Genomic DNA, 20,439 nt, shown 5'->3' with positions numbered 1-20,439 from the left:
TTACTGGAGTGACAACTCCCACGGCAGCGGGCCAATTCGGCTCAATTATTGTCGAGTTGGCCGAATCTGATCACCATGGGGCGGTCATGGTGGTCCACGGCAGGTCGTGGCTGTAGCCGCTCTCTCCCTCCGAGGCGCTGAGGAGTCTGCTGCGCGCACCGAGTCCTCCGGTGGACCCGAGGGAGATCTGCCCGGCCGGGTGCTCCGGGGCGCCCTCGTGCGCGATCTCGCCGGACGCCTGCAGGGCCGATTCGCCGAACTGCTTCATCTCTGCCTCATCCTCTGCTGATCGGTGGTGGGTGATCGTTGGTGCGTCGTGGGTGGTGCTCGGTGCGTGATCACGGGCCCGGGAGCGGTGTCCGCGCCCGCGGCTTTGGTGGAACCGTCGTGGGGCCGGGCCGTGGTTCAGGGCGCCCGGGAGGGGCATAGGAGCAGGACGGAGCCGATCCGGTCGGGGAACCCCGCCCGCAGCAGCCCGTGCCCGATCCCCGAGAGCCCGGTGAGCAGCCCCGGGTGCGGTACGCGACCGGGCGTCCCGCACTGCGGTCCGGTCCGGTCCGCGGCGGCCAGCAGCGTCCCGGCCCGCCGCAGCCACGCGGGTCGCGCGTCGGGCAGAGCGCCGTGCCCGAGGAGTTCGAGCAGCCCGGACTCGCCGTGGCAGAGGCTGTCGTCGGCGAGCGGGGCGCTGTTCGCCAGTTCCCCGCAGCGCGCCGCCAGCCAGCCCGACAGCTCCGGGTCCTCCCGTGCGTCGGGGCTGTCCGCGATCGCCAGCGCGACCCCGGCGACCCCGTCGCACCAGGCGGGCCCGGAGGCCGTTGCGGCGTCCGTCAGCCCCGTCGCCCGGCGCAGGGCCCGCAGTCCGGCGCGCCGGTGGGACGCGTCGCCCCCGGCCCCGGCGAAGCGCAGCAGCGCCCAGCCGACCCCCGCCGCCCCGTCGGCGAAGCCCCCGGAGTCGGGGAGCCGGGCGGCGGCGAGCCTCTCGGCGCAGCGGACTGCGCCCCGCCAGGCCTCCGGGCGGCCGGTGACGCGGTGCACCGCGAGCAGCGAGACCAGTCCGCCCGCCGCCCCGCCGCGCACCCCGTACCCGTCCTCTGCCGCGCTCGCCGCGCAGCTCAGCCGGACCGCCGGACCGGCCTGTTCCAGCATCTCCCGGTCGTCCAGCAGGGTGCCGACCTCGGTCAGCACGTACGCGATGCCGCCCAGGCCCGCGTAGGCGCCGGAGCCCAGGACCCCGAGCTCGTCGGCCCGCCCGTGCAGGGCGTCCAGCAGCCCCGGGACCGGTGCGAGCGCTTCCCGGGCCGCCTCCGCGTACCGGGATACGCCGGTGAGCGCGGCCAGTTGGGCCAGGAAGAGCGCGGGGCCCGCGTAACCGCCCGCGAGGTCCGCCCCCATCGGGGTGAGCCGCCAGTAGCGCTCGCCGAGCAGTTCGAGTCCGATCCAGTTGGTGCGGCCCTCGTGCCGGTAGGCCAGGGAGACGAGCTGGTCACCCACCGACCGTGCGGCGGACAGCAGTTGCTCGGGCTCCGGCGCCGTCGCCGCACTCCACGCCCGGCCGCCCGGGCCCGGTCGGTGCGGTGGCTCGGGCGAGGTGCTGACCATGGCTGTCCTGATGATGCGTTCCTGGTCCTGGCGGTCCACGGTGTCCATCGCGCGGACCTTCGCCTCGACGCGGGCCAGCCCGGTGCGGGGCGCGTCCGACAAGGGCCCGGCGGGTGCGGAGGGGCCCGGCGCCTGCTCGGCGACCGTGCGGCCGGTGCCGCTCCACAGTTCCGTGGAGCCCGGCCGGGTGGCGAACACCGGCACGTCACCGCGCCACAGCTCGGCGATCTCCTCGTCCTCCACTCCGGGCAGCGCGGGAACGCCCAGGAGCGGGGTGCGCAGCAGCGCCAGCACCCGGTGCCGTTCGGTCGCGTCCCGCATCAGGTCGGGGTGGGTCGACTCGTCCAGCAGCGTCGTGTACGTCCACGTGGGTCGGGGCACGACGCGCACCTCGTCCCGTGCGAACTGCCGCAACGGTCCGTCCTCTCCGAGGAGTTCGTCACGGTGGTCGCGGATCGCGTCGTACCCGGCGCGGAAGCCGCCGCACAGTGCGTCGGTGTACTGGGAGGGGTCGGCCGCCACGGTGCCGAGCCGAGGCCGGTTGGCGGACTCGACGAACCGGCCCGCCCGCCGAACCAGCCGCATGCGGTCGGTTCCGGCCTCCGCCCAGTCGGCGGTCTCGATGGGGGAGGAGGCGGCCCCGCCTCCGCCGATGGCGGACATGTCGAGCGCGGTGGAGTCCCCGACGAGCAGCTGGGGCAGCAGGCCCACCCGGTGCACCGAGTCGTGCAGGGCCCGGGCGGCCGGATCGGCGGAACGGGCGGGCCCCAGCGGCGGGTGGAACAGCGTCTCCACATCCACCAGGACGGGGTGCGGGCCGCAGGCGATCAGGTTCTCGTGATGCAGATCCGTACCGTCGAGCGCGTGCAGCAGGGCCAGCAGAGCGCCTTGGCGCCGGTAGAAGTCCCGGGTCTCCGCCGCCGACGCGCAGGGCCGCTCCTCGACGAATTCGGCCCAGCCGTAGTCCCCCCGGTCCAGGACGCGCAGCACGCGCAGACCAGGAGCGCCCGGCAACGAACCGAACCACTGGGCAAGGGAGTTGAAGTGTCTGTGCGCTGCGAGCGGGCGGGGCTTGTAGACCAGCCGGCTGCCGTCGGCGAACCGCAGCAGCATCACCGACCGGCCGCCGCGATGGCTGTCGCCCGCACCGGCCTCGACGCCGGTGAGGGCCCCCGGCCCGCTGTGCGTGCCGGGTGCTCCGTCCGGTGAACCGGCCCGGTCGCCGAACACCCCCGCCGGGGCCAGGAGATGGCGGTCGGCCGCGAGCCGTGTGACCATCTCGGCGAAGGCGTCCGCCGCGTTGAGGCAGGCCGTGGCGAGGAGACGGGCCAGTACGGGGTAGCCGGAGAGGAGCGGACCGAGGCCGTCGCGGCGGGCGGTGAGCCGCACGAAGTCCCGGAAACGCTCCTCGGGCCCCTCGCCGCTCAGCCGGCCCAGCCGCCGGGCCTCGTGCAGCTCGGTGACGAGCGTGCGCGCCGCGATCCGGGCCAGGCGCCGGGTCAACTGCGTCCGGAAATCCGCGAGAACGGCAGAGGAGCCGTCCGCCGGCCCGCCGTCCGCCACCGGTCCGGCCACGTCCGGTCCTGCCACCACCAAGGCGGCCCGGAGCCGCCCCGCCGCTTTCTCGACGAACGGCGCGACGATCGGCCCGAAGCCGCCGAGCCCCGGACCTGCGTGGTCGGCGACCACCGCATCACGCGGGGAGGAAGCGACGGCCTCCTGGGCGAAGGCCGCCCAGGAGGGTTCGCCGGAGGGCCTGCTTCCGACGATGCCGGGCAGCCACCACGGCTCCGCGACAGCGCCCCCGAGCGGGTCGAGCGAGCGAGGGGCGGACGGGGGCGCGTCGGAAGCGTTGTCGCGGGACGCCGCGGAGAGGGCGGCGATGCGGCGGCTCGTCCCTCTGTCGATCAGGTCCTTCTCCGCCATCGCACCGCACCTCCCCGGTCCCGGGCCGGCCCCGGTCGGACCGCCCGCGCCCATCGTGGCGGGGGAGGGGCCGCGGGCGCATGGGGGAGTCGCCCCCATCTTTCGCCCTCCGGCCCGCGGACCCGAGCACGGTCCCCCGCCTCAGCCCCTCGGCAGCACCCGGCTCATCCGCGGGGCGCCGCCGTGGACCCCCGGATCATCAGCTCGGCCGCGATGGTCGCGATGCCGCCGGGCGGCGGGTTCTCCTTGCCCATCGCGAGCCGCCCCGCCCGGGCGCCCGCCTCGAAGAGCGGCAGCCGTACCGTCGTGAGGGCCGGCACCGCGTCCACCGAGAACGGCAGGTCGTCGAAGCCCGCGACCGATATGTCCTGCGGGATGCGCATCCCCTGGTCCCGTACGGCCGCGCACGCGCCCAGCGCCACGGTGTCGTTGGCGGCCACGATCGCGGTCACGTCCGGTGCCCTGCGCAGGAGTTCGAGGGTGGCCTCGTACCCGGAGCGCCGGTCGTAGGGGCCGTGCACGGTGAGCCGGTCCTGATCACCGGAGCCGGCTCCCTCGCTGTCGGCCCCCTCGCCCCCCGCCGGGTCGTCGGTCAGCCCCGCCGCGCGCAGCGCCTCCCGGTGGCCCTCCAGCCGGTGCCGGGTGGTGGTGCGCTCCGGGGGCCCCGCGACGTAACCGATCCTGCGGTGGCCGAGCGAGATGAGGTGCTCGGTGAGCCGGCGGCCGCCGCCCCGGTTGTCGAACGCGAGGGCGGCGACGAGCGCGTCGCCCTCGGGCAGCGGGGGCCGCCCGCAGAAGACGATCCGGGTGCCCGCGTCCGCGAGCTTCGTCAGCTTCGCGGACATCGCGGCCTGGTGCGCCGGGTTCTCGACCGCGCCGCCGGTGAGGACGACGGCGGCGGCGCGCTGGCGCTGGAGCAGGGTGAGGTAGGTGAGTTCGCGCTCCGGGGAGCCGCCGGTGTTGCAGATGACGGCCAGCTTCTCGCCGCCCGCCCGCCCCGAACCGTCCCCGGGGCCGCCGATCTGCGTCTGGGCCGCCCCCGCCATGATCCCGAAGAACGGGTCGGCGATGTCGTTGACCAGGATGCCGACCAGGTCCGAGGTGGCCGCCGCGAGGGAACTGGCGGGCCCGTTGAGCACATAGTCCAGGTCGTCCACCGCGCGCAGGACCCGCTCCCGGGTCGAGGCCGCCACCGGGTAATTGCCGTTCAGTACGCGGGAGACGGTGGCCGGGGACACCCGGGCGCGCGCCGCCACATCCGCCAGGGTGACTGTCATCGCTGTCCTCCGTGAGATCACGTGCGGCCCCCTCTTGTCCGGCCGCTGTCGGCAGGCTAGCGTCATCTCCGATAGAAAGCGCTTGCTACCGCTGTATGGGCTGTATGGAGGGACCTTCGTGACACGCAGGACAGTGCGCATCGCCATGAACGGCGTCACGGGGCGCATGGGACACCGGCAGCACCTGGTGCGCTCGATCCTCGCGATCCGCGAGCAGGGAGGCCTGGATCTCGGCGACGGCGGGGTGGTGTGGCCCGAGCCCGTGCTCGTCGGCCGCCGCGCCCACGCCTTGGAGGAACTCGCCGAGCGCCACGGTCTGACCGAGTGGTCGACCGACCTGGACGCGGTCCTCGCGGACGACACGGTCGAGATCTACTTCGACGCCCAGGTCACCTCGGCCCGGGTGGAGGCGATCAAGAAGGCGATCGCGGCGGGCAAGCACGTCTACACCGAGAAGCCCACCGCCACGGACGTCGAGGGAGCCCTGGACCTGGCCCGGCTCGCCCGGGACGCGGGCATCAAGCACGGCGTCGTCCAGGACAAGATCTTCCTGCCGGGCCTGCGCAAGCTGAAGCGCCTGATCGACGGCGGCTTCTTCGGTGACATCCTCTCCGTGCGCGGGGAGTTCGGCTACTGGGTCTTCGAGGGCGACTGGCAGGAGGCCCAGCGCCCCTCGTGGAACTACCGCACGGAGGACGGCGGCGGCATCGTCGTCGACATGTTCCCGCACTGGGAGTACGTGCTCCACGAGCTGTTCGGCCAGGTCACCTCCGTGACGGCGCATGTCCAGACGCACGTTCCGCAGCGCTGGGACGAGCAGGGCAAGCCGTACGAGGCGACCGCCGACGACGCCGCGTACGGCATCTTCCAACTGGCGGGCGGGGCCGTCGCGCAGATCAACTCCTCCTGGACGGTACGGGTCAACCGCGACGAGCTCGTGGAGTTCCAGGTCGACGGGACGCACGGTTCCGCCGTCGCGGGCCTGCGCAACTGCCGTGTCCAGCACCGCTCGTCGACCCCGAAGCCGGTCTGGAACCCGGATCTCCCGGTCACCGAGTCGTTCCGCGACCAGTGGCAGGAGATCCCGGACAACCAGGAGTTCGACAACGGATTCAAGGCCCAGTGGGAGCTGTTCCTGCGCCACGTGGTCCAGGACGAGCCGTACACCTGGGACCTGCTGGCCGGCGCCCGGGGCGTCCAACTCGCCGAACTGGGGCTGAAGTCGTCGGCGGAGGGCCGCCGCTTCGAGGTTCCGGAGCTGACCCTGTGACGGCGACCGTCCCGCTGCCCCAGGGGTCGTACACCCCCCGCGCCACCCCGCTCGACCTGACGCCGGGAGCCGGGGTCCTCTCCTCCCGTACGGTCTTCTCGGCGGCGCACGTGGTCGCCGAGCCGTACGCGGACATCGGCCCGGACGACCCGGCGGCCGTCGACTGGGAGTCCACGCTCGCCTTCCGCCGCCACCTCTGGTCGCACGGCCTGGGCGTCGCGGAGGCCATGGACACCGCGCAGCGCGGGATGGGCCTGGACTGGGCGGGTGCGGCCGAACTGATCCGCCGGTCGGCCGCCGAGGCGAAGGCGGTGGGCGGCAGGATCGCCTGCGGAGTCGGCACCGACCAGCTACTGCCGTTCTCCGAGCCGACGTTGGCGGAGGTCAGGTCGGCGTACGAGGAACAACTGGCCCTGGCCGAGACCAACGGCGTACAGCCGATCCTGATGGCGTCCCGCGCACTGGTGAAGGCGGCACAGAGCCCGGAGGACTACCTCGCCACGTACGCACACCTCCTGCGCCAGGCCTCCGAGCCGGTGATCCTGCACTGGCTGGGCCCGATGTTCGACCCGGCCCTGGAGGGCTACTGGGGCAGCGCCGACCTCGACGAGGCCACGGACACCTTCCTCAAGGTCATCGCCGAACACCCGGACAAGGTCGACGGCATCAAGATCTCCCTCCTGGACGCGGCCCGCGAGATCGACGTCCGCCGCCGCCTCCCGGGCGGGGTGCGCTGCTACACGGGCGACGACTTCAACTACCCGGAACTGATCGCGGGCGACGAACGCGGCTTCAGCCACGCCCTGTTGGGCATCTTCGACCCGCTGGGCCCGCTGGCGGCGCACGCGGTACGGGTGCTGGACACGGGGGACGTGGACGGCTTCCGGGCCCTCCTGGACCCCACGGTCGAGCTGTCCCGTCACCTCTTCCAACGCCCCACCCGCTTCTACAAGACGGGCGTGGTGTTCCTGGCCTGGCTGGCCGGCCACCAGGACCACTTCACGATGGTGGGCGGGCTCCAGTCGGCCCGCTCCCTGCCGCATCTGGCGACGGCGTACGAACTGGCGGACGGGCTGGGGCTGTTCCCGGATCCGGAGCTGGCCGCACACCGGATGCGCGCCCTGCTCGCGGTTCACGGAGGCGCACGATGACCAGCGGCGACCTGGCACGTCTGAGCATCAACCAGGAGACCATCAAGCAGTGGTCGCTGCCGGAGCTCGCCGAGGGCTGCGTCAAGGCGGGCATCGGCAAGGTGGGCCTGTGGCGGGCCCCGGTGCAGGCGTACGGCGTCGAGCGCACGGCGCGGCTCCTCGCGGACGCCGGGCTCACCGTCACCAGCCTCTGCCGGGGCGGCTTCTTCACGGCCCTCGACCCCACTGAGCGAGCCCGCGCCCTGGACGACAACCGGGCGGCGGTCGACGAGGCGGCGGCCCTGTCCACCGACACCCTGGTCCTGGTCTCCGGCGGCCTCCCGCCCGGCAGCCGCGACCTGCACGGGGCGCGGGAACGGGTGGCGGACGCGCTGGCCGAACTGGGCCCGTACGCGGCGGAGCGCGGCGTACGCCTGGCGATCGAGCCGCTCCACCCGATGTACGCATCCGACCGCTGCGTGGTCTCCACCCTCGCCCAGGCCCTGGACCTCGCGGAGCGCTTCCCGGCCGAACAGGTCGGCGTGGTCGTCGACACGTACCACCTCTGGTGGGACGACCGGGCGCCCGCCCAGATCGCCCGCGCGGGTGCGGGCGGCCGTATCCACTCCTTCCAGTTGGCCGACTGGATCACCCCGCTCCCGGCGGGCGTCCTGCTGGGCCGGGGCCAACTGGGCGAGGGGAGCGTGGACTTCCGCGCCTTCCGCCGCGATGTGGAATCCGCGGGCTTCGACGGCCCGATCGAGGTGGAGATCTTCAACGAGGCGCTGTGGGCCCGCGACGGGGCGGAGGTCCTGGCGGAAGTGGCGGCCCGCTACGGGCAACATGCCTGCTGAGAGCCCTGCGGACGACCGAAGGTAAAGAGATCGTAAAGGGCTGCAACCTTTGGGTACCCTCCCGGGTCACACATGGCGTCGGGACTTCCGGGGAGGGGTCCGGGGGGAACGGGAAGGCCCGACGGGAGGGGAAAGCGAGGGGGGTCCGGCCGCGAGGCCGGGCCCCATTCCGCTTTCGGCCCCGACGCGTGGCGAACCGGGGCCGCCCGACGGTCGCCGGACGGCCCCGGGGATCACCGGGCGGGCATCGCCCCGCCGATCACCGCGCGAGCACGGCCCGCCGGATCACGGCGCGAGGACGACCCGCCGGATCACAGCGCGAGCATGGCCCGCGCGGGGACGCCGGCGTCCGCGAGCGGCCGGAGCGCCAGCCGGACGAGCGCCAGCGCGTTGTCGTCGCCCGCGATGCGGTTGGCGCTGAGCCGGCCGCAGGCGAGGCAGTGGTGGATGAGCATCCACTCCCCGTCCTGCCGCACCGACAGGCTCAGGGGCATCATCCGCCCACCGCACCCCGCTGCCCGGTCGCCCGGCATCCGGCCGTCCACATGCAGGCTGACCAGGCAGGACGGGCAGTGATTACGGTGGGCGGTGCCCGGCGCCGCCAGCGGGACGTCGAGCCGGCACCCGACGCACCGGAACGCGTCGCCACGCGCCCCGGCCGGCCCGTGCAGCACGTCCTTGGCTCGCTGCGGACGACGTCCCGGGCCCCGCCGGGGCTTGCGCCGCGTCATCGGAGCCTCCCGGTCGCCCGGTTCACAGGTCACCGAAGGCTTCGAGCGGGAAGGGCGGCTGAGCCAGCGGACGTACGGCCATCCGCATCAGGATCAGCTGGTTGTCGTCCCCGCGGACCGGGTTCGACGTCAGCTCGTCGCACCGGGTGCAGCGGTGGACGACCATCCAGTCGCCGGTGCGCAGCACCGCGATGGAGATCGGGGTCATCCGGCCCTCGCAGTCGGAGCGGCCGCCCTCGACGTGGTCGACGAGGTGCTGCGAGTGCAGGCAGCTGGGGCAGTGGTTGCGCCGGCTGCCGTCGGGTGCGTACGCGGCGACGGTCAGTCCGCAGCGGACGCAGGTGAAGGTCTCCAGGGAGGACATGGGGGACGGGGAGGACATGGCTGAGCGGTGCTGGGGGTTGTCGTGAGACACCCGGATACTCCTTGCCGAGGAAATGAGGAACGAAGCAGCAGGGAAGTACCGAGCACCCCTCGCGTCAGGGGCCGTACGGGAGCGGGGCCGGACAACTGCGCGACGGCAGCCGTCCGTGAGGTGTCAGCAGTCGGTCGCGTACAGCGGCCGCGGACGGTCAGGCCCGGTCGCCCCGGCGCCACAGGCGCGACGAGGGAGGCTCGGAATCACTGGCCGGGGCATACATCAACTGCTTTCCAGGGCTCGCGCCCAGAGGTCACCCGCGGTCGGTCCCGCGGTCGAGGAGCGAGCACCGTAACAAGGGGGCCAGGGGGCCGGCCACCGAATTATGTCCGGGTCCGGTGAAGCGAACGGGTGCCCCGGTGACTGGCCCGCCGGACGCGGGGTATCCGGCGGACATGGCCACCTCGAAGCGTGTAGCTCTCGCACCCCGTGCCGTACGGCAGTTGCGGCGGATCCGGCCGGTCTACCTCGGCGGGATGCTCATCTCCTTGCTGGTCCTCGTCCTCCAGGCCGACCGGGATCCGGGCGGTCGGCAGGTCGGGATCGCGGGCGTCTTCCTGCTTGCGTTCGCGGCCCTGTTCGCCCTGACGGCCGTGCAACTGTGGCGGCATGCGAGGGTTGCCCCTTGCAGCACGGCGAAGAAGCTGACGCGGACCGTCTGAGGCGGCGGGTCAGCCCCGCAGCTCCGCCAGTCTGGCCAGGGCGTCGGTGGCCTCCTCCCTTTCCCCGGGCCCGAGTTGGATCGCTGCCGCCTCCTCCAGCAGTCCCGCCGCCCGCTCCGTCTCGCCCATCCGCTGGGCGATGTCCCCGCGCAGGACGAGCAGCCGCAGCCTCTGCACCGGCGTGGGCTGTTCGTCCGTGAGGGCCAGTGCCCGGTCGATGATCTTCGCCGCGCCCGGCAGGTCCTGCTTGGAGTCCGTGAAGAGGTCCGCCATGTGGAGCGCGCGGGCGAACCTCTCCTTCGGGGCGGGCCGGTGGTTCTGGTCCACGCTGATCGGCTGCCCGATCCGGATCGTGTTCCCGGTCGGGTCGGTGATCAGGAACTGCCGTACCCCGTACGACATGTCCTTCAGCGGCCCGATGCGCGGCAGCCCCCGCGTCGGGACGCGCCCGTGGGCCGCTTTGAGCCCCGCCCGGAACGCCGCGTGCAGGGTGTCCACGTCGTCGGTGAGGACGTAGCAGCCGGAGTGGGAGGCCGCGGGGTCGTAGTCCTTCATGCCGTACAGCTGGAGTTCGACCGACCCCCGCTCGACGACGGCGTACGCGTACGGGCTCTTCTGCAGGTGCGTCGTCTCGAAGCCCAGAGCGACGTAGAACTCGACCACGGATTCGATCAGGGAGGTCCGGCAGGGAAGCATCGGGATCGTCGTCTCGGCCATGCGGACAGCCTAGTCAAATTTGAATATTGCGGTCAACGGCGTTCCCTTGTGCGCGGCGATCTCGCTACCGGCCGTGGCCCGCGGGGAGGTCTGCGGCCTTCAGGGATGAAAATTCTCGCCGTTCCGGCATGTTCTCGCAGGTGAGGGATGGCGACAGAGGTCTATACCAAATGGGCCCTTTACGCCCGTCCCGGCGCCGTGCATTACTCGTGGCATGTCCATGGCATTCGACAATCGGATGGCCATGGGTCTCTTCCCGTCCACGTGCCCGGAGGTGGCTATGCCCGCGTACCGTTCTCCGTCCCGCCGACTCAAGAGATCCAGAAGTGCCCTGATGGCAGCCGGTGCTCTCGGCAGCGCCGCCGCACTGATCCTGACCGGCGCCGGCCCGGCCGCCGCCGCGCCGCCCGCACCCGACGAGCCGGTCCGGTCCGGACAGGCGTGGATGGGGGCCGGCACCCGCATCGAGCAGGGTCTCGCCTCCTCGGCGGCGGGAAGGGTGACGCCGATGGACACCAGCGGCGTCCAGGGCATCGACGTCTCCCACTGGCAGGGGGCGATCAACTGGGGCTCGGTGAAGGCCGCGGGCATCGACTTCGCCTACATGAAGGCCACCGAGGGCACGACCTTCAAGGACAGCCGCTTCAGCGCCAACTACACCGGCTCCTACAACGCCGGCCTGATCCGGGGCGCGTACCACTTCGCCCGCCCCGACGTCTCCAACGGGGCCACGCAGGCCGGGTACTTCGCGGGCAACGGCGGCGGCTGGTCCAAGGACGGCAAGACCCTCCCCGGTGTACTGGACATCGAGCACAACCCGTACGGCGCGATGTGCTACGGCCTCTCCACGACCCAGATGCGTACGTGGATCAACGACTTCTACACCACATACAAGGCCCGAACCACCCGGGACGTCGTCATCTACACGACGGCCAGTTGGTGGAACACCTGCACCGGCGGCTGGACCGGCATGTCCACCAAGTCCCCGCTCTGGGTAGCGCATTGGGGCACCGCCACCCCGACCGTTCCCAGCGGCTTCCCCACCTGGACGATCTGGCAGTACACCGCCACCGGCCGGGTCGGCGGAGTCTCCGGCGACGTGGACCGCAACAAGTTCAACGGCAGCCTCGCCCGGCTCCAGGCCCTCGCCAACAACACGGCGTAGCCTCCCCGCCCCCACGCGGCGGCCGGGTGAGCCAGTCGGCGGCGCCCCCCGCCCCACCCCCCCCCCCTGGGCAGCCCCACCCCCCGCACCCCGCGCTAGCCGGGAACCCGCCCCCGCCCTCCCGTCGCCACGTCCTGCTCGCCGGCGCGGGTGGTCTGGCCGCAGCCGCATTACCCGGTACGGCCCACGCATTCGACGCCGTCGAACCGGACATCGACGGCACGTCCCAGTGGAAGGCCCGTGCACCGCAGGGCCCGATCGAGTTGGTGGGAAAGCGGCCGACCAAGATCATCGTGCACCACACGGTCAGCGACAACGTCTCCGACGCCTCCCGCGCCCAGGCCCACCGCCACGCCCACTGGGTCCAGGACCTGCACATGGACAAGAACGGGTGGACCGACACCGGCTACCACTTCCTCGTCAGCCGGGGCGGCTGGATCACCGAGGGCCGCCACCGCAGCCTCGCCACGCTGCGAAGCGGCAGCGACTTCGTGCTGGCCGCCCACACCTCCGGCCAGAACGACCAGGCCATCGGCATCGCCAACGAGGGTGCGTACCACGACGGCGCACAGCCGCCGCGGGCCCAGTGGGAGGTCCTGGTGGCGCTCTGCGCGTACGTCTGCCGGCAGTACGCCATCGCGCCGACCCGCCTCTACGGGCACAAGGACTTCGGCGACACCCTCTGCCCGGGCGTCCTGCACGACAGGCTGCCGCAACTGCGCAGCGAGGTCGCGGCGAGCATGGGCTGAGCCGCGGCCCGCCGGGCGGTGTTCCGGTGCTTCAGCCGGGGAACTCGCCACCCTTGATCGCGGTGACGAAGGACGACCAGCCGCCGGGGGAGAAGACGACGGCCGGACCGTCTGCGGCCTTGCTGTCGCGGACGGGGACGGTGGCGTGGCCGCGGGCGACCTCAAGGCACTCGCCCTGATCCCCGCCGCTGTAGCTGGACTTGTACCAACCCGTGAGGGTGGACGCGTCCGCAACGCTCCGCCTACTGGTGCCCATGTACGTGCTCCTCCGCTGCGGCCCGCACGCGGGCCACCGACTCCTGGTGCGACAACGCATCGCCCAGAGCGAGATCGTAGGCCGTGCGACTGAACGCCACCAAGCGTGGATCATCCATCAGGTTGCCCGCCTGGAAGGCTTCGACGTACGCCACCGGCGCGGAGTCGGAGAAGCTCATCAGCGTCAGCAGGCTCTGCTGGAGAGAGTGTGCCCCGGCCTCGAACGGCAGCACATGCAGTCGCAGCCGTCCTGTCTCGGCAAGATCCGCGATCTTCCGTAGTTGCGTGGCCATCACCTGCGAGCCGCCGACCCGCCGTCGCAGCACAGCCTCGTCCAGCAGCGTCCACAACACCGGGTTCAGGGGGCCGTCCAGTACGCGGGCGCGCTCTGTTCGGATGACGACCTCCTTGTCAATGTCCTCCTTCCGGTGGTTGGGGCGGTACGCCTCGAACAGGGCCCGTGCGTAGTCGTCCGTCTGCAACAGGCCGGGGACGAGTGTCAGTGCGAACTGCTGGATGAGCACGGCCTGCTGCTCCAACTCCGCCACGGCCGCGAAGTGATCGTTGTATTTCGTTTCCAGGTCTTGCAGCCACCGCTCGAAGAACCCGTCCGTCCCCAACGCCCGGTCGATCCGCTGAGCATCCTCCGGACTCGGCAGCCGCCGCCCCGCCTCCCAGTGGCTGACGAGCGTCGGCGAGCAGACGACCATCTCGCTCAGGGCCTCCTGCGTCAGCCCTGCCGCCACACGCCGTAACCGCAGCTCCTCGCCGTACTTCTGCCTCGGCGTACGCGGCCCCTGCTTCGTGCCCATGTACTCCAACTCCCCGTCTTGACGGACGCGCTGTCATCCCCGACCCCCTGGCAGCGTAGCGACGGACGACGTCACTCTGTGATGGGTTCGCTACGGAAAGAAGTGGCGTACCTCGAACGAGGAACCCGAGAAACCCCCGCGACCGACGCAACCGGTCCGGGGGCATGGTCACCCCCGGAAAGCAGGCTGACATGAAGCACGCTATCGCCCGGCTCCTGAAGCCGGTACGGCGATTGCTGATCTGCGTACGGCGTCAACGGCACCCAATCGACCCGTACGCACACCTCTCCCCCTTCTCCTGCGCCTACGTCGGCGGGCCGACGGTCCACCGCACCGGCGAGCGCCCTCCGCGTGGCGAGGACGGTCCGCTGGTGCGCCCCTACTTCGTGGCGCACGAGCGGCGAGTGGCTGAGAGATACGCCACCGAGGCGAGGCGGCGGCGCATCCGGGGCGGGGCGCTGCTGATCGCCGCCCGGGGCGTGCACCTCGGCCGGGTGAGCGGGGGAGCGGCATGAGGATGGGCAGCGAACGGACTGCACGGGCCGAAGCCTCTCCGATGCGGCTGCTGCCGTGGACGGACGTGGAGGGAAAGCCCTGCTATGTCGTGGGGGACGGAACCGGTTACGTCTCGCGGAAAGCCGACGAAGCCGAAAGTATCCAACTGGACATGGCGGACGAACTGCTCGGCCACGCCATCGATCTGCTGGGCGACGACGGGGCCACTGCGCAACAGGTCCGTTTCCTCGCCGGCAGGCTGACCGAGTCGCTGCAACAGGTCGTGCGCATTGCTGAGAGCCGTGGTGCGCGGCTCGACGCGATCCCGCCTGGCGAGGCCGCGCTTCCGGTGGAGGAAGGGCGGCCGGACGAGGGCTCAGGGTGAGTCGGCAGCGGTAAGGAAACCGGTCCGGCCGAGGACCCGGCCGCCGGTCAGCCCGGCCGCCGACTGAGGGCTGTCCCGCACGGCGGTCGGCCCGCGGCTCTGCCGTCAGGAGGTGGGACTCCGGGCAGGGCAGTGGCTGTCGTCCGCTTCGATGGTGTTGCCGTCCGTGTCAGTGAGGTGGAAGCAGACGCCGTTGGCCCACACCGTGACGGAGTCGGGCCGATGGTTGACCTGGAACGGCTCGTTCTTGCGCAAGGTCCCGGACCAGGAACCGTCTGCCGTGGGCGAGTGGGTCACCACGACACAGGTCCGGTCCGGCGGGAGCCGGTGAAGGTCGGCCCAGGGCTCCACGGTCACCTCCAGAGGTGCCGTGCCTTCGTTGCTGATCAGCAGCCGCGCTGTGCCGCCGGTGAACATGTCTGATGCCTCCCCTGCCTGTCCTTAGGGACCGCGCAGCGCCGTGCGGCCACACGGCCACACGGCCACACGGCCACACGGCCACACGGCCACTCGGCCACTCGGCCACTCGGCCACACGGCGATCATGGTGTCCGAGGAGCGGCCTCGGCTACACGACTGTGCTCGGGGTCACGTGACATGAACAGCCCGAACCGCGAACCGCACTGTCAGCGGCACCCGGTAGCGTCGGGTCATGTCCAACATGGCCGTCATCGAAGGGGTCCTGGAGAGGATCACGTACGCCAACGAGGAGAACGGGTACACGGTCGCCCGCGTCGACACCGGGCGCGGGGCCGGCGACCTCCTCACGGTGGTCGGTGCGCTGCTCGGCGCGCAGGTCGGTGAGTCGTTGCGGATGGAGGGCCGTTGGGGCTCGCACTCCCAGTACGGCAAGCAGTTCACCGTCGAGAACTACACCACCGTGCTGCCCGCCACCATCCAGGGCATCCGCCGCTATCTCGGCTCCGGGCTGATCAAGGGCATCGGGCCGGTGATGGCCGACCGGATCACCACCCACTTCGGCGTCGACACCCTCGACATCATCGAGCAGGAACCGAAGCGGCTCGTCGAGGTCCCCGGTCTCGGCCCCAAGCGCACGAAGATGATCGCGGCGGCGTGGGAGGAGCAGAAGGCGATCAAGGAGGTCATGGTCTTCCTCCAGGGCGTCGGCGTCTCCACCTCCATCGCCGTCCGCATCTACAAGAAGTACGACGACGCGTCGATCTCCGTCGTGAAGAACCAGCCCTACCGGCTGGCCGCCGACGTCTGGGGCATCGGATTCCTCACCGCCGACAAGATCGCCCAGGCCGTCGGCATCCCGCACGACAGCCCCGAGCGGGTCAAGGCGGGCTTGCAGTACGCCCTCTCCCAGTCCTCCGACCAGGGGCACTGCTACCTCCCCGAGGAGCGGCTCATCGCGGACGGGGTCAAGCTCCTCCAGGTCGACACGGGCCTCGTCATCGAGTGCCTCGCCGAGCTTGCCGCCGATCCGGAGGGCGTCGTACGGGAGCGGGTGCCGTCCCCCGAGGGCGGCGAGCCGATCACGGCGGTCTACCTCGTTCCCTTCCACCGGGCCGAGCTGTCCCTCGCCGGGCAGGTGCGGCGGCTGCTGAACACCGGCGAGGACCGTATGCCCGCCTTTAGGGACGTGGACTGGGGCAAGGCGCTGGCCTGGCTCGCCGCGCGTACGGGGGCCGACCTCGCGCCCGAGCAGGAGGAGGCCGTACGGCTCGCGCTCAGCCGAAAGGTGGCCGTCCTCACCGGCGGGCCCGGCTGCGGCAAGTCCTTCACCGTACGGTCCATCGTCGAGCTGGCCCGGGCGAAGAAGGCCAAGGTGGTGCTCGCCGCGCCCACCGGCCGCGCCGCCAAGCGGCTCGCCGAGCTGACCGGGGCCGAGGCGTCGACCGTGCACCGGCTGCTGGAGCTGAAGCCGGGCGGGGACGCGGCGTACGACCGGGACCGGCCGCTGGACGCGGATCTGGTCGTCGTCGACGAGGCGTCGATGCTCGATCTGCTGCTCGCCAACAAGCTCGTGAAGGCGGTGGCACCCGGTGCCCACCTGCTCCTCGTGGGTGACGTCGATCAGCTGCCCTCGGTCGGCGCGGGGGAGGTGCTGAACGACCTGCTCGCGGAGGGCGGCCCGGTCCCGGCCGTCCGGCTCACCCGGATCTTCCGGCAGGCCCAGCAGTCCGGGGTGGTCACCAACGCCCACCGGATCAACGCGGGACAGCCCCCGCTCACCGAGGGGCTGAGCGACTTCTTCCTCTTCGTGGAGGACGAGACGGAGGACGCGGGCAAGCTCGCCGTGGACGTGGCGGCCCGCCGCATCCCGGCGAAGTTCGGCCTGAACGCCCGCCGTGACGTGCAGGTCCTCGCCCCGATGCACCGGGGCCCCGCCGGCGCGGGCCATCTGAACGGGCTGCTCCAGCAGGCCATCACCCCGGCCCGCCCCGACCTTCCCGAGAAGCGGTTCGGCGGCCGGGTCTTCCGGGTCGGCGACAAGGTCACCCAGATCCGCAACAACTACGACAAGGGCGAGAACGGCGTCTTCAACGGCACCATCGGCGTCGTCACCGCCCTCGACGTGGACGAACAGAAGCTCACCGTCCGCACCGACGAGGACGAGGAGATCGGCTACGACTTCGACGAGCTGGACGAACTGGCCCACGCGTACGCCATGACCATCCACCGCTCCCAGGGCAGCGAGTATCCGGCCGTCGTCATCCCCGTCACCAACAGCGCCTGGATGATGCTCCAGCGCAACCTGCTCTACACGGCCGTGACGAGGGCCCGGAAGCTCGTCGTCCTGGTCGGGTCACGTAAGGCGATCGGCCAGGCGGTCCGCACGGTTTCCGCAGGCAGACGCTGTACGGCGCTGGATTTCCGGCTCCGGGGCGGCTCCGGAGAAGACTTCGTGTGACCCCTGCACAAAAATGATCGATCAAATCGGTGGGAAACATCACGGAGGCCTTCCGGAACCGCAGTCAAGGGGGCAGGATGAGTAAGTTGGCGGCACTCAGTGCCGTCAGTAGGTCCAATGGACGACCCCGAGTGCACTCTCCTGAGCCGAATGGGGGAGGGTGGAAGACAGTCAGGGCACCTCGAAGAAGAGGCACTACGTCGGTGAGGGATGACGTGAGCGAGCACACCAACAACGCTGTAGTACTGCGGTACGGCGATGACGAGTACACCTACCCGGTGATCGACAGCACCGTCGGCGACAAGGGCTTCGACATCGGGAAGCTCCGGGCCAATACCGGCCTGGTGACGCTGGACAGCGGATACGGCAACACCGCCGCCTATAAATCCGCCATCACGTACCTCGACGGTGAGCAGGGGATTCTGCGCTACCGCGGATACCCGATCGAGCAGCTCGCCGAGCGCTCGTCGTTCCTCGAGGTCGCGTACACGCTGATCAACGGCGACCTCCCCAAGGTCGACGAGCTGGCGGCGTTCAAGAACGAGATCACCCAGCACACGCTGCTGCACGAGGACGTCAAGCGGTTCTTCGACGGCTTCCCGCGCGACGCCCACCCGATGGCCATGCTGTCCTCGGTCGTCAGCGCGCTGTCCACCTTCTACCAGGACAGCCACAACCCGTTCGACGAGCAGCAGCGCCACCTGTCGACGATCCGCCTCCTGGCGAAGCTCCCGACGATCGCGGCGTACGCCTACAAGAAGTCGATCGGCCACCCCTTCGTCTACCCGCGCAACGACCTCGGGTACGTCGAGAACTTCCTGCGCATGACCTTCTCGGTCCCCGCCCAGGAGTACGAGCTGGACCCGGTCGTCGTCTCGGCGCTGGACAAGCTGCTCATCCTGCACGCGGACCACGAGCAGAACTGTTCGACCTCCACCGTGCGGCTGGTCGGCTCCTCGCAGGCGAACATGTTCGCCTCGATCTCCGCCGGCATCTCGGCGCTGTGGGGCCCCCTGCACGGTGGCGCCAACCAGTCGGTGCTGGAGATGCTGGAAGGCATCCAGGCCAACGGCGGCGACGTCGACTCCTTCATCCGCAAGGTGAAGAACAAGGAGGACGGCGTCCGCCTGATGGGCTTCGGCCACCGGGTGTACAAGTCCTTCGACCCGCGCGCCAAGATCATCAAGGCTGCCGCGCACGACGTGCTGTCCGCGCTCGGCAAGTCCGACGAGCTGCTCGACATCGCGCTCAAGCTGGAGGAGCACGCGCTCTCCGACGACTACTTCGTCTCGCGCAACCTCTACCCCAACGTGGACTTCTACACCGGTCTGATCTACCGGGCCATGGGCTTCCCGACCGAGATGTTCACCGTGCTCTTCGCGCTCGGTCGGCTTCCCGGCTGGATCGCCCAGTGGCACGAGATGATCAAGGAGCCGGGTTCCCGCATCGGCCGCCCGCGCCAGATCTACACCGGCGAGGTCCTGCGCGACTTCGTCCCGGTCGAGGGCCGCTGACCCGGACCTCGTTGACCGCCCCGTAGTGCCCCGGCCTCTTCGGCCGACTGCCTTCGCCCCGCGTACCGCGCTTCGCACAGAGCGCGGTGTCCGGGGCGATTCGGCGTTCCGGGGGCCGCACCGGGCTGGGCTGGGCTGAAAAGCGAGAAGCACCCCGCCGCCGATCCCCCCACGGGTCGACGGTCGGGGCGCTTCCCATATCCCGGAGCGGATTCCCCCCACGGGATCCGGCCGGGCGTCTGCGGGGAGCCGAGGCTCCCGTTTGTTCTGTTGTGCCGCGATCTGCCGGGGTACGTACGCACGGGAGGGCCGCTCAAAGCTCCCCGGTGCACGTGCCCCGGCCAACGCATGCCATCGGGAGCGTCCCCCAAGACACTCCGTCGGACGTCCCCCAAGACATCCTTGGCAATCGCACTCTAAGACTCGCGAACCCACCGGATGGTTACCCTGAAATCAGTGTGATCTAAATCTCTTTGTGGAAGTTACGTGAAGGCACGCAACCGTAGGCTGTTCGTGACGACGAACACGGACGAAAACGCCATGGCGGCTCCCGCGATCATAGGGTTGAGCAGGCCACTTGCAGCCAGGGGCAAGGCCGCGACGTTGTACCCGAAGGCCCAGAAGAGGTTGCCCCTGATGGTGGCCAGCGTACGCCTGGAAAGGCGGATTGCGTCAGCTGTCACCTTGAGATCTCCACGAACCAGGGTGAGGTCGCTCGCCTCGATCGCCGCATCCGTCCCAGTGCCCATCGCCAGCCCCAGGGATGCGGTCGCCAGCGCGGCCGCGTCGTTGACCCCGTCACCGACCATGGCGACGACCCGGCCCTCGGCCTGGAGGCGCTTCACGACGTTCACCTTGTCCTCGGGGAGGGCCTCCGCGTGGATCTCGTCGATGCCCACCTCGCGGGCCACGGCCTCCGCCACCGCACGGTTGTCGCCGGTCAGCAGGACGGGCGTCAGCCCCAGGGCGCGCAGCTCGGTCACGGCGGCCGCGCTGCTGTCCTTGACCGCGTCCGCCACCCCGAACACGCCCCGGGCCTCCCCGTCCCAGGCCACGACGACCGCCGTACGTCCGTGCTCCTCGGCCTCCGCCAGGGCCTGTGACAACGCGGGCGGGAGCGGGATTCCGGCATCCGCGATGAGGCGGGGCCGCCCGACGAGGACGGTGTGGCCCTCGACGATGCCCTGGACGCCGAGTCCGGGGATGTTGGTGAAGTCCTCGGGGGTGGGGAGGGGGCCGGTGGTGCCGGTCGCGGACGCGTCGGCGATGGCTCGGGCGATGGGGTGTTCGGAGGCGTTCTCCAGTGCTCCGGCCAGTCGCAGCACTTCGGCTTCGGTGGCGATGCCGGGGGCGGTGTGGGTGGTTTGGAGGGTCATGCGGCCGGTGGTGACGGTGCCGGTCTTGTCGAGGACGATGGTGTCGATGCGGCGGGTGGTCTCCAGGACTTCGGGGCCTTTGATGAGGATGCCGAGTTGGGCTCCGCGTCCGGTGCCGACCATGAGGGCGGCGGGGGTGGCGAGGCCGAGGGCGCAGGGGCAGGCGATGATGAGGACGGCGACGGCCGCGGTGAAGGCGGCGGTGAGTCCGGCGCCGTTGCCGAGCC

General features: G+C 71.2%; 20 protein-coding genes. 10 read left to right on the top strand and 10 right to left on the bottom strand.

Going from position 1 to position 20,439, the window contains the following annotated elements; all coding sequences use genetic code 11:
* Window positions 1-70: 70 nt before the first annotated feature.
* The 3 genes from ACFWM7_RS14635 to ACFWM7_RS14625 form a co-directional block, all read right to left on the bottom strand.
* Window positions 71-268, bottom strand: coding sequence for a hypothetical protein (locus tag ACFWM7_RS14635; RefSeq protein WP_097963829.1), 198 nt, complete (start codon window positions 266-268; stop codon window positions 71-73).
* 137 nt (window positions 269-405) lie between these two features.
* Window positions 406-3,525, bottom strand: a complete 3,120-nt coding sequence (locus ACFWM7_RS14630; protein ID WP_383260136.1) for a type 2 lanthipeptide synthetase LanM family protein — start codon at window positions 3,523-3,525, stop codon at window positions 406-408.
* Between the two features lie 164 nt (window positions 3,526-3,689).
* A complete protein-coding gene (locus ACFWM7_RS14625) occupies window positions 3,690-4,802 on the bottom strand; it encodes a LacI family DNA-binding transcriptional regulator (protein ID WP_383260134.1) in 1,113 nt (370 codons plus the stop codon).
* A 118-nt stretch (window positions 4,803-4,920) separates the two neighbouring features.
* Here ACFWM7_RS14625 and ACFWM7_RS14620 point away from each other — a divergent pair, with 118 nt between their 5' ends.
* From ACFWM7_RS14620 to ACFWM7_RS14610, 3 genes are read left to right on the top strand one after another with little or no spacing between them, the layout of a single operon-like run.
* The gene (locus ACFWM7_RS14620) at window positions 4,921-6,072 is read left to right on the top strand and encodes a Gfo/Idh/MocA family protein (RefSeq protein WP_383260132.1); all 1,152 of its coding nucleotides are present in this window, start codon (window positions 4,921-4,923) and stop codon (window positions 6,070-6,072) included.
* Window positions 6,069-7,223 carry a dihydrodipicolinate synthase family protein gene (locus ACFWM7_RS14615; protein ID WP_383260130.1) on the top strand — a complete coding sequence of 385 codons (1,155 nt, stop codon included), beginning with the start codon at window positions 6,069-6,071 and terminating at the stop codon, window positions 7,221-7,223. Before ACFWM7_RS14620 ends, ACFWM7_RS14615 begins: the two co-directional genes overlap by 4 nt.
* Window positions 7,220-8,056, top strand: coding sequence for a sugar phosphate isomerase/epimerase family protein (locus ACFWM7_RS14610; RefSeq protein ID WP_383260129.1), 837 nt, complete (start codon window positions 7,220-7,222; stop codon window positions 8,054-8,056). Before ACFWM7_RS14615 ends, ACFWM7_RS14610 begins: the two co-directional genes overlap by 4 nt.
* 311 nt (window positions 8,057-8,367) lie before the next feature.
* Here ACFWM7_RS14610 and ACFWM7_RS14605 read toward each other — a convergent pair whose 3' ends face one another.
* Both ACFWM7_RS14605 and ACFWM7_RS14600 read right to left on the bottom strand, forming a co-directional pair.
* A complete protein-coding gene (locus tag ACFWM7_RS14605) occupies window positions 8,368-8,787 on the bottom strand; it encodes an RNHCP domain-containing protein (protein WP_383260127.1) in 420 nt (139 codons plus the stop codon).
* A 22-nt stretch (window positions 8,788-8,809) separates the two neighbouring features.
* The gene (locus ACFWM7_RS14600; protein ID WP_383260125.1) at window positions 8,810-9,202 is read right to left on the bottom strand and encodes an RNHCP domain-containing protein; all 393 of its coding nucleotides are present in this window, start codon (window positions 9,200-9,202) and stop codon (window positions 8,810-8,812) included.
* Between the two features lie 398 nt (window positions 9,203-9,600).
* Between ACFWM7_RS14600 and ACFWM7_RS14595 the strand changes: the two genes are divergently transcribed.
* On the top strand, window positions 9,601-9,867 hold the full coding sequence (locus ACFWM7_RS14595; protein ID WP_383260123.1) for a hypothetical protein: 267 nt from the start codon (window positions 9,601-9,603) through the stop codon (window positions 9,865-9,867).
* Window positions 9,868-9,876: 9 nt separating this feature from the next.
* Here ACFWM7_RS14595 and ACFWM7_RS14590 read toward each other — a convergent pair whose 3' ends face one another.
* Window positions 9,877-10,584, bottom strand: coding sequence for a bleomycin resistance protein (locus ACFWM7_RS14590; RefSeq protein ID WP_383260120.1), 708 nt, complete (start codon window positions 10,582-10,584; stop codon window positions 9,877-9,879).
* A gap of 280 nt (window positions 10,585-10,864) precedes the next feature.
* Between ACFWM7_RS14590 and ACFWM7_RS14585 the strand changes: the two genes are divergently transcribed.
* Both ACFWM7_RS14585 and ACFWM7_RS14580 read left to right on the top strand, forming a co-directional pair.
* Window positions 10,865-11,749 carry a lysozyme gene (locus ACFWM7_RS14585; protein WP_383260118.1) on the top strand — a complete coding sequence of 295 codons (885 nt, stop codon included), beginning with the start codon at window positions 10,865-10,867 and terminating at the stop codon, window positions 11,747-11,749.
* 134 nt (window positions 11,750-11,883) lie between these two features.
* Complete coding sequence (locus tag ACFWM7_RS14580) at window positions 11,884-12,498, top strand: peptidoglycan recognition family protein (RefSeq protein WP_383260150.1); 615 nt, start codon at window positions 11,884-11,886, stop codon at window positions 12,496-12,498.
* A 31-nt stretch (window positions 12,499-12,529) separates the two neighbouring features.
* On the opposite strand, the gene ACFWM7_RS14575 is transcribed toward ACFWM7_RS14580, so the two are convergent.
* Window positions 12,530-12,754, bottom strand: a complete 225-nt coding sequence (locus tag ACFWM7_RS14575) for a DUF397 domain-containing protein (RefSeq protein ID WP_383260116.1) — start codon at window positions 12,752-12,754, stop codon at window positions 12,530-12,532.
* Window positions 12,741-13,565, bottom strand: a complete 825-nt coding sequence (locus tag ACFWM7_RS14570; RefSeq protein ID WP_383260114.1) for a Scr1 family TA system antitoxin-like transcriptional regulator — start codon at window positions 13,563-13,565, stop codon at window positions 12,741-12,743. Before ACFWM7_RS14570 ends, ACFWM7_RS14575 begins: the two co-directional genes overlap by 14 nt.
* A gap of 191 nt (window positions 13,566-13,756) precedes the next feature.
* Here ACFWM7_RS14570 and ACFWM7_RS14565 point away from each other — a divergent pair, with 191 nt between their 5' ends.
* On the top strand, window positions 13,757-14,080 hold the full coding sequence (locus tag ACFWM7_RS14565; protein ID WP_383260112.1) for a hypothetical protein: 324 nt from the start codon (window positions 13,757-13,759) through the stop codon (window positions 14,078-14,080).
* A gap of 2 nt (window positions 14,081-14,082) precedes the next feature.
* On the top strand, window positions 14,083-14,445 hold the full coding sequence (locus ACFWM7_RS14560; protein ID WP_383260110.1) for a hypothetical protein: 363 nt from the start codon (window positions 14,083-14,085) through the stop codon (window positions 14,443-14,445).
* 105 nt (window positions 14,446-14,550) lie between these two features.
* Here the strand turns inward: ACFWM7_RS14560 and ACFWM7_RS14555 are convergent, their stop codons facing one another.
* Complete coding sequence (locus ACFWM7_RS14555; protein ID WP_383260106.1) at window positions 14,551-14,862, bottom strand: hypothetical protein; 312 nt, start codon at window positions 14,860-14,862, stop codon at window positions 14,551-14,553.
* Window positions 14,863-15,096: 234 nt separating this feature from the next.
* On the opposite strand from ACFWM7_RS14555, the gene ACFWM7_RS14550 reads away from it, so the two are divergent.
* Together ACFWM7_RS14550 and ACFWM7_RS14545 are read left to right on the top strand one after the other, a co-directional pair.
* A complete protein-coding gene (locus ACFWM7_RS14550) occupies window positions 15,097-17,322 on the top strand; it encodes an ATP-dependent RecD-like DNA helicase (RefSeq protein ID WP_383260103.1) in 2,226 nt (741 codons plus the stop codon).
* Window positions 17,323-17,537: 215 nt separating this feature from the next.
* On the top strand, window positions 17,538-18,836 hold the full coding sequence (locus ACFWM7_RS14545; RefSeq protein ID WP_010056523.1) for a citrate synthase: 1,299 nt from the start codon (window positions 17,538-17,540) through the stop codon (window positions 18,834-18,836).
* A gap of 482 nt (window positions 18,837-19,318) precedes the next feature.
* Here ACFWM7_RS14545 and ACFWM7_RS14540 read toward each other — a convergent pair.
* Window positions 19,319-20,439: heavy metal translocating P-type ATPase (locus tag ACFWM7_RS14540; RefSeq protein WP_383260098.1), on the bottom strand; the 1,121-nt coding region annotated here is incomplete at its 5' end.

Origin of the sequence: Streptomyces sp. NPDC058375 (assembly GCF_042723425.1) — a bacterium.
Classification (GTDB): Bacteria; Actinomycetota; Actinomycetes; order Streptomycetales; family Streptomycetaceae; genus Streptomyces; species Streptomyces durocortorensis.
The sequence above is the reverse complement of the archived record's forward strand: the minus strand, read 5'-3'. Positions and strand labels throughout refer to the sequence as shown.

Bases quoted from the DNA above. Each gene is read 5' to 3' on its own strand.
- ACFWM7_RS14635 (WP_097963829.1), bottom strand. From the start codon at position 268: ATGAAGCAGTTCGGCGAATCGGCCCTGCAGGCGTCCGGCGAGATCGCG.
- ACFWM7_RS14630 (WP_383260136.1), bottom strand. From the start codon at position 3,525: ATGGCGGAGAAGGACCTGATCGACAGAGGGACGAGCCGCCGCATCGCC.
- ACFWM7_RS14625 (WP_383260134.1), bottom strand. From the start codon at position 4,802: ATGACAGTCACCCTGGCGGATGTGGCGGCGCGCGCCCGGGTGTCCCCG.
- ACFWM7_RS14610 (WP_383260129.1), top strand. From the start codon at position 7,220: ATGACCAGCGGCGACCTGGCACGTCTGAGCATCAACCAGGAGACCATC.
- ACFWM7_RS14605 (WP_383260127.1), bottom strand. From the start codon at position 8,787: ATGACGCGGCGCAAGCCCCGGCGGGGCCCGGGACGTCGTCCGCAGCGA.
- ACFWM7_RS14595 (WP_383260123.1), top strand. From the start codon at position 9,601: ATGGCCACCTCGAAGCGTGTAGCTCTCGCACCCCGTGCCGTACGGCAG.
- ACFWM7_RS14590 (WP_383260120.1), bottom strand. From the start codon at position 10,584: ATGGCCGAGACGACGATCCCGATGCTTCCCTGCCGGACCTCCCTGATC.
- ACFWM7_RS14585 (WP_383260118.1), top strand. From the start codon at position 10,865: ATGCCCGCGTACCGTTCTCCGTCCCGCCGACTCAAGAGATCCAGAAGT.
- ACFWM7_RS14575 (WP_383260116.1), bottom strand. From the start codon at position 12,754: ATGGGCACCAGTAGGCGGAGCGTTGCGGACGCGTCCACCCTCACGGGT.
- ACFWM7_RS14570 (WP_383260114.1), bottom strand. From the start codon at position 13,565: ATGGGCACGAAGCAGGGGCCGCGTACGCCGAGGCAGAAGTACGGCGAG.
- ACFWM7_RS14565 (WP_383260112.1), top strand. From the start codon at position 13,757: ATGAAGCACGCTATCGCCCGGCTCCTGAAGCCGGTACGGCGATTGCTG.
- ACFWM7_RS14560 (WP_383260110.1), top strand. From the start codon at position 14,083: ATGGGCAGCGAACGGACTGCACGGGCCGAAGCCTCTCCGATGCGGCTG.
- ACFWM7_RS14555 (WP_383260106.1), bottom strand. From the start codon at position 14,862: ATGTTCACCGGCGGCACAGCGCGGCTGCTGATCAGCAACGAAGGCACG.
- ACFWM7_RS14550 (WP_383260103.1), top strand. From the start codon at position 15,097: ATGTCCAACATGGCCGTCATCGAAGGGGTCCTGGAGAGGATCACGTAC.